Source organism: Pseudonocardia sp. SID8383 (genome assembly GCF_009864975.1).
In the GTDB taxonomy this organism is placed as follows: Bacteria; Actinomycetota; Actinomycetes; order Mycobacteriales; family Pseudonocardiaceae; genus Pseudonocardia; species Pseudonocardia alni.
Map to the genome: position 1 here is coordinate 1 of NZ_WWFY01000883.1, position 4,673 is coordinate 4,673.

General features: G+C 74.3%; 4 protein-coding genes. 2 read left to right on the top strand and 2 right to left on the bottom strand.

What is annotated here, in order from left to right; translation table 11 throughout:
• Positions 1-95: 95 nt before the first annotated feature.
• Complete coding sequence (locus GTW08_RS21315; protein WP_073576551.1) at positions 96-998, bottom strand: 1,4-dihydroxy-2-naphthoyl-CoA synthase; 903 nt, start codon at positions 996-998, stop codon at positions 96-98.
• Between the two features lie 17 nt (positions 999-1,015).
• Positions 1,016-1,180, bottom strand: a complete 165-nt coding sequence (locus tag GTW08_RS21320; protein ID WP_157818351.1) for a hypothetical protein — start codon at positions 1,178-1,180, stop codon at positions 1,016-1,018.
• Between the two features lie 184 nt (positions 1,181-1,364).
• On the opposite strand from GTW08_RS21320, the gene GTW08_RS21325 reads away from it, so the two are divergent.
• Together GTW08_RS21325 and GTW08_RS31170 are read left to right on the top strand one after the other, a co-directional pair.
• Positions 1,365-4,217 (top strand): FAD-binding and (Fe-S)-binding domain-containing protein, encoded by a 2,853-nt coding sequence (locus tag GTW08_RS21325; RefSeq protein WP_073576882.1) that lies wholly within the window; start codon positions 1,365-1,367, stop codon positions 4,215-4,217.
• A gap of 86 nt (positions 4,218-4,303) precedes the next feature.
• Positions 4,304-4,673: patatin-like phospholipase family protein (locus GTW08_RS31170; RefSeq protein WP_202417497.1), on the top strand; the 370-nt coding region annotated here is incomplete at its 3' end.

Sequence of the window (4,673 nt, forward strand, 5' to 3'; positions counted from 1 at the left end):
GGCGGTCGCCGTCCCGCAGCAGAGCGGCCCGCGGGCCGTCGTCGCGGCGCGGCCGGTCCCCGTGCCCCGGCCGCGCCCCGCCGCGGAGTGACGACCTAGTAGTGCCAGGGGAACGGCGACCAGTCCGGGTCCCGCTTCTCCAGGAACGAGTCCCGGCCCTCCACCGCCTCGTCGGTCATGTAGGCCAGCCGGGTCGCCTCACCGGCGAAGAGCTGCTGGCCGACCAGGCCGTCGTCGGCGAGGTTGAAGGCGTACTTCAGCATCCGCTGGGCCTGCGGTGACTTGCCGTTGATCTCCGTCGCCCACTGCAGGGCCTCGGTCTCCAGGTCCGCGTGGTCGACCACCGCGTTGACCGCGCCCATGTGGTGCATCTGCTCGGCGCTGTAGGTGCGGCCGAGGAAGAAGATCTCCCGGGCGAACTTCTGCCCCACCTGGCGGGCCAGGTACGCCGAGCCGTAGCCGCCGTCGAACGAGCCGACGTCGGCGTCGGTCTGCTTGAAGCGGGCGTGCTCGCGGGAGGCGATCGTGAGGTCGGCGACGGCGTGCAGCGAGTGCCCGCCGCCGGCGGCCCAGCCGTTCACCACGGCGATGACGACCTTCGGCATGAACCGGATCAGCCGCTGGCACTCCAGGATGTGCAGCCGCCCGGCCCGGCCCTGCTCGACGGTCTCCGCGGTGTCCCCGGAGGCGTACTGGTAGCCGGTGCGGCCACGGATGCGCTGGTCGCCGCCGGAGCAGAAGGCGCGCTTGCCGTCCTTCGGGGAGGGGCCGTTCCCGGTCAGCAGCACCGCGCCCACGTCGGCGCTGGTCCGGGCGTGCTCCAGGGCGCGGTAGAGCTCGTCGACGGTGCCCGGCCGGAACGCGTTGAGGACCTCAGGACGGTCGAACGCGATCCGCACGGCGCCGGTGGCGCGGGCACGGTGGTAGGTGATGTCGCGGAAGTCGAACCCGTCGACCGGCGTCCAGGCGTCCGGGTCGAAGGTCTCGGAGACGGTCATGGCCGAACCCTAAGGACTCACTCCGCGACGAGCGGCGCCAGCCGTCGGGCCGCGGCCGGTGCGGGGCCCGGGCCGGGCCACCCGGTGTCGCCGCCGGCGTCCCACACCGCGGACAGCACGCACACCGCGTACCCCCACGCGACGGCGCGGTCCCACCCGATCCCGACGGCGATCCGGATCACCGCAACCGCGTTCCCGTCGACGGGAGGGGCCCGGGGACCGCGGGGTAGCGTCATCTCCCAGCCCCGGGCCGTCGCAGGTGCCGGAGTCTGCGCCGAGAGGAGCCCCGTGACCACCGACAGCGCCGCGCGTCCCACCACCGCGAGGAGCGAAGGCGGATCGCGTTCGACCACCGCGTACCGCGCCCTGGAGAACGACCTGCGTGCCGCCATCGGCGGTGAGGTCCGGTTCGACGCGGGCAGCCGCGCGATGTGGTCGGCGGACGCCTCGAACTACCGGGGCGTCCCGATCGGCGTGATCTCCCCGCGCGACGCCGCCGACGTCGAGGCCGCCGTCGCCGTGTGCCGCACCCACGACGTGCCGGTGCTGCCGGTCGGGTCGCGCACCTCCATCGCGGGCCAGGCCGTCAACACCGCGGTCGCGATGGACTTCCGCACGCACATGGACGCGATCCTGTCCGTGGACCCCGACGCCCGGACCGCGACCGTGCAGCCCGGCGCCGTCTGCGACGCCGTGCGCGACGCCGGCAAGCCGCACGGCCTGACGTTCGGCCCGGACCCGTCGACGCACAACCGCTGCTCGATCGGCGGGATGATCGGCAACAACGCCTGCGGCTCGCACTCGGTGGCCTGGGGCAAGACCGTCGACAACGTCGCATCGCTGGAGGTCCTCACCTACCGCGGCGAGCGGCTCGTGCTCGGCGGCGACGGCACCGAGACCGGCGCGATCCCGGACGCGCTGCGTGCGCTGGGCGCGCGGGTCGCCGACGACGTCGAGAAGCACGTTCCCGAGCTGACCCGGCGGGTGTCGGGCTACAACCTCGACCAGCTCGTCCCGGGCAACGTGAACCTGGCCAAGGCGCTGGTCGGCACCGAGGGCACCTGCGCGACGATCCTGTCCGCGACCGTCGACCTCGTCGAGTCCCCGCCCGCACGGGCGCTGGCCGTGCTCGGCTTCCCCGACGCCTACCACGCCGCGGACAACGTGATGATCGTCCGCGAGCACTCGCCGTTGACGATCGAGGGCATGGACGCCGGGCTGATCGCCTCGCTGCGCGCCCTGCGCCCGAACGAGACGACGAGCCGGATGCTCCCCGAGGGCAAGGGCTGGCTCTACGTCGAGACCGGCGGGGCCACCCGCGCCGAGGCCGAGGCGGCCGCGCAGGCCGTCGCCGACGCCATGAGGGCGTACACGACCGGTGCGGTCGTCGTCGGCGAGCCGGCCCGGATGGCCGCGCTGTGGAAGATCCGCGAGGAGGGCGCCGGCCTGCTGACCCGCTCGCCCGAGGGCGGCGAGGCCTGGCCCGGCTGGGAGGACGCCGCCGTCCCGCCGGAGCGCTTCGGCGCCTACCTGCGCGAGTTCGACAAGGTCCTGGAGGACCACGGCCGCAAGGGCATCTACTACGGGCACTTCGGCGACGGCTGCCTGCACGTCCGGATCGACTTCGACCTGCTCAGCAAGCCCGGCGTGCAGAACTTCCGGGACTTCATGACCGCGGCCGCGGACCTCGTCGTCGCACACGGCGGGTCGCTGTCCGGTGAGCACGGCGACGGCCAGGCCCGCGCCGAGCTGCTCCCGCGGATGTACCCGCCGCAGATCATCACCGCGTTCGAGGACTTCAAGGGGATCTGGGACCCGGACGACCGGATGAACCCCGGCCGCGTCGTGCGCCCGGCGACGATGGACGAGAACCTGCGCGTCCAGCTCGGCATGCCGACCATGCCCGACGAGCCGAAGCTGGCCTTCGGCCACGACCGCGGCTCCTTCCACCGGGCCACCCGCCGCTGCCTGGGCGTCGGCAAGTGCGCCGTCGACACCGGATCGGGGGTCATGTGCCCCAGCTGGAACGTGACCAAGGAGGAGAAGCACTCCACCCGCGGACGCGCCCGGCTGCTGTTCGAGATGGCGAACGGCGAGATCATCACCGACGGCTGGCAGTCCGACGAGGTCGCCGAGTCCCTCGACCTGTGCCTGTCCTGCAAGGGCTGCAAGTCCGACTGCCCGGTCGGGGTCGACATGGCCTCGTACAAGACCGAGTTCCTCGCGAACCGCTACCACCGGAAGCTGCGGCCGCGGTCGCACTACTCGATGGGCGCGCTCCCGCGCTGGCTGCGCGCGGTCGGGGTGCTGCCGGCCGCCGCCGTTGACGGGGTGAACCGGCTCGCGCAGGTGCCGTTGCTGGCGAAGGTCGCGAAGAAGGCGGGCGGGATCGACGCCCGTCGCGCCATCCCGCCGATCGCCCGGGAGACCTACACCGCCCGTGCCGCCCGCGGGCTGCCGATGTCGACGGTGCCGGACCTCGGCGTCGCACCCGGCAGCCGCGGCCCGCTGCTGCTGTGGACCGACACCTTCACCGACCACTTCGACCCGGAGATCGCGGCCGACGCCGTCGCGGTCCTCACCGGGCTCGGGTACCGGGTCGAGCTGCCCCCGAAGAACGTGTGCTGCGGGCTGACCTGGACCTCCACCGGCCAGGTCACCGCGGCCCGCCGGGTGCTGGCCCGCAGCCTGCGCGCGATCGGGCCGGCGCTCGACGCCGGCATCCCGGTCGTCGGGCTGGAGCCGTCCTGCACCGCCGCGCTGCGCAGCGACGCCGCGGAGCTGCTGCCCGACGACCCGCGGGTGCCGCTGCTGGCGCGGCAGGTGTCGACCTTCGCCGAGCTGCTGGCCCGGCACGCCGACGAGCTGTCGGCCGTCGCGGGGACCGGGAACGGTGCCGCGCTGGTGCAGATCCACTGCCACCAGCACGCCGAGCTGGGCTCCGAGCCCGACCGGGCGGTGCTCGCCGCGCTCGGCGTCGACGCCACCGTGCTCGATTCCGGCTGCTGCGGCCTGGCCGGCAACTTCGGGTTCGAGGACGGCCACTACGACGTGTCGATGGCGTGCGCCGAGCGGGCCCTGCTGCCCGCGCTGCGCGCCGCCGACGAGACCGTGGACCTGCTCGCCGACGGCTACTCCTGCCGCACCCAGGTCCGCCAGGCCGGGGAACGGGAACCGGTGCACCTGGCCCAGATCGCCTACCGCTCCCTGCGAGGGTGATCGCCGGCGGCGAGGGGGCCGGTGCCGGATCCGGCACCGGACCCCTCGCCCGTGGTGATCGTGCAGGGCGACGACGAGGAGGACCCATGGCCGACGACCGACGGGCGCTGGTGCTGGGCGGCGGCGGGCTGACCGGCATCGCCTGGATGTACGGGCTGCTGGCCGGGCTCCTCGCCGACGGCGTCGACCTGCGCGACGCCGACCTCGTCGTCGGGACCTCGGCGGGGTCGGTGGTGGGCACCAACCTGGCCGTCGGGCGTGACCCGGCGGCGCTCGCCGCGACCCAGCTCGCCCCGCCGTCCGGGGAGATCGCCGCGACCCTCGGGCTGCGGCTCGCGGTCCGCTACGGCGTCGCCGCGCTCTCCGGACCGCGCGACGCGACCCGGGTCCGGGCCCGGATCGGCCGCCTCGCCCTCGACACCGACACGGTCGACGAGGCCGAGCGGATCGCGGTGA

What these genes read in the sequence shown, in the direction of transcription:
- GTW08_RS21315 (WP_073576551.1), bottom strand. Translation starts at nt 998, where the DNA reads ATGACCGTCTCCGAGACCTTCGACCCGGACGCCTGGACGCCGGTCGAC.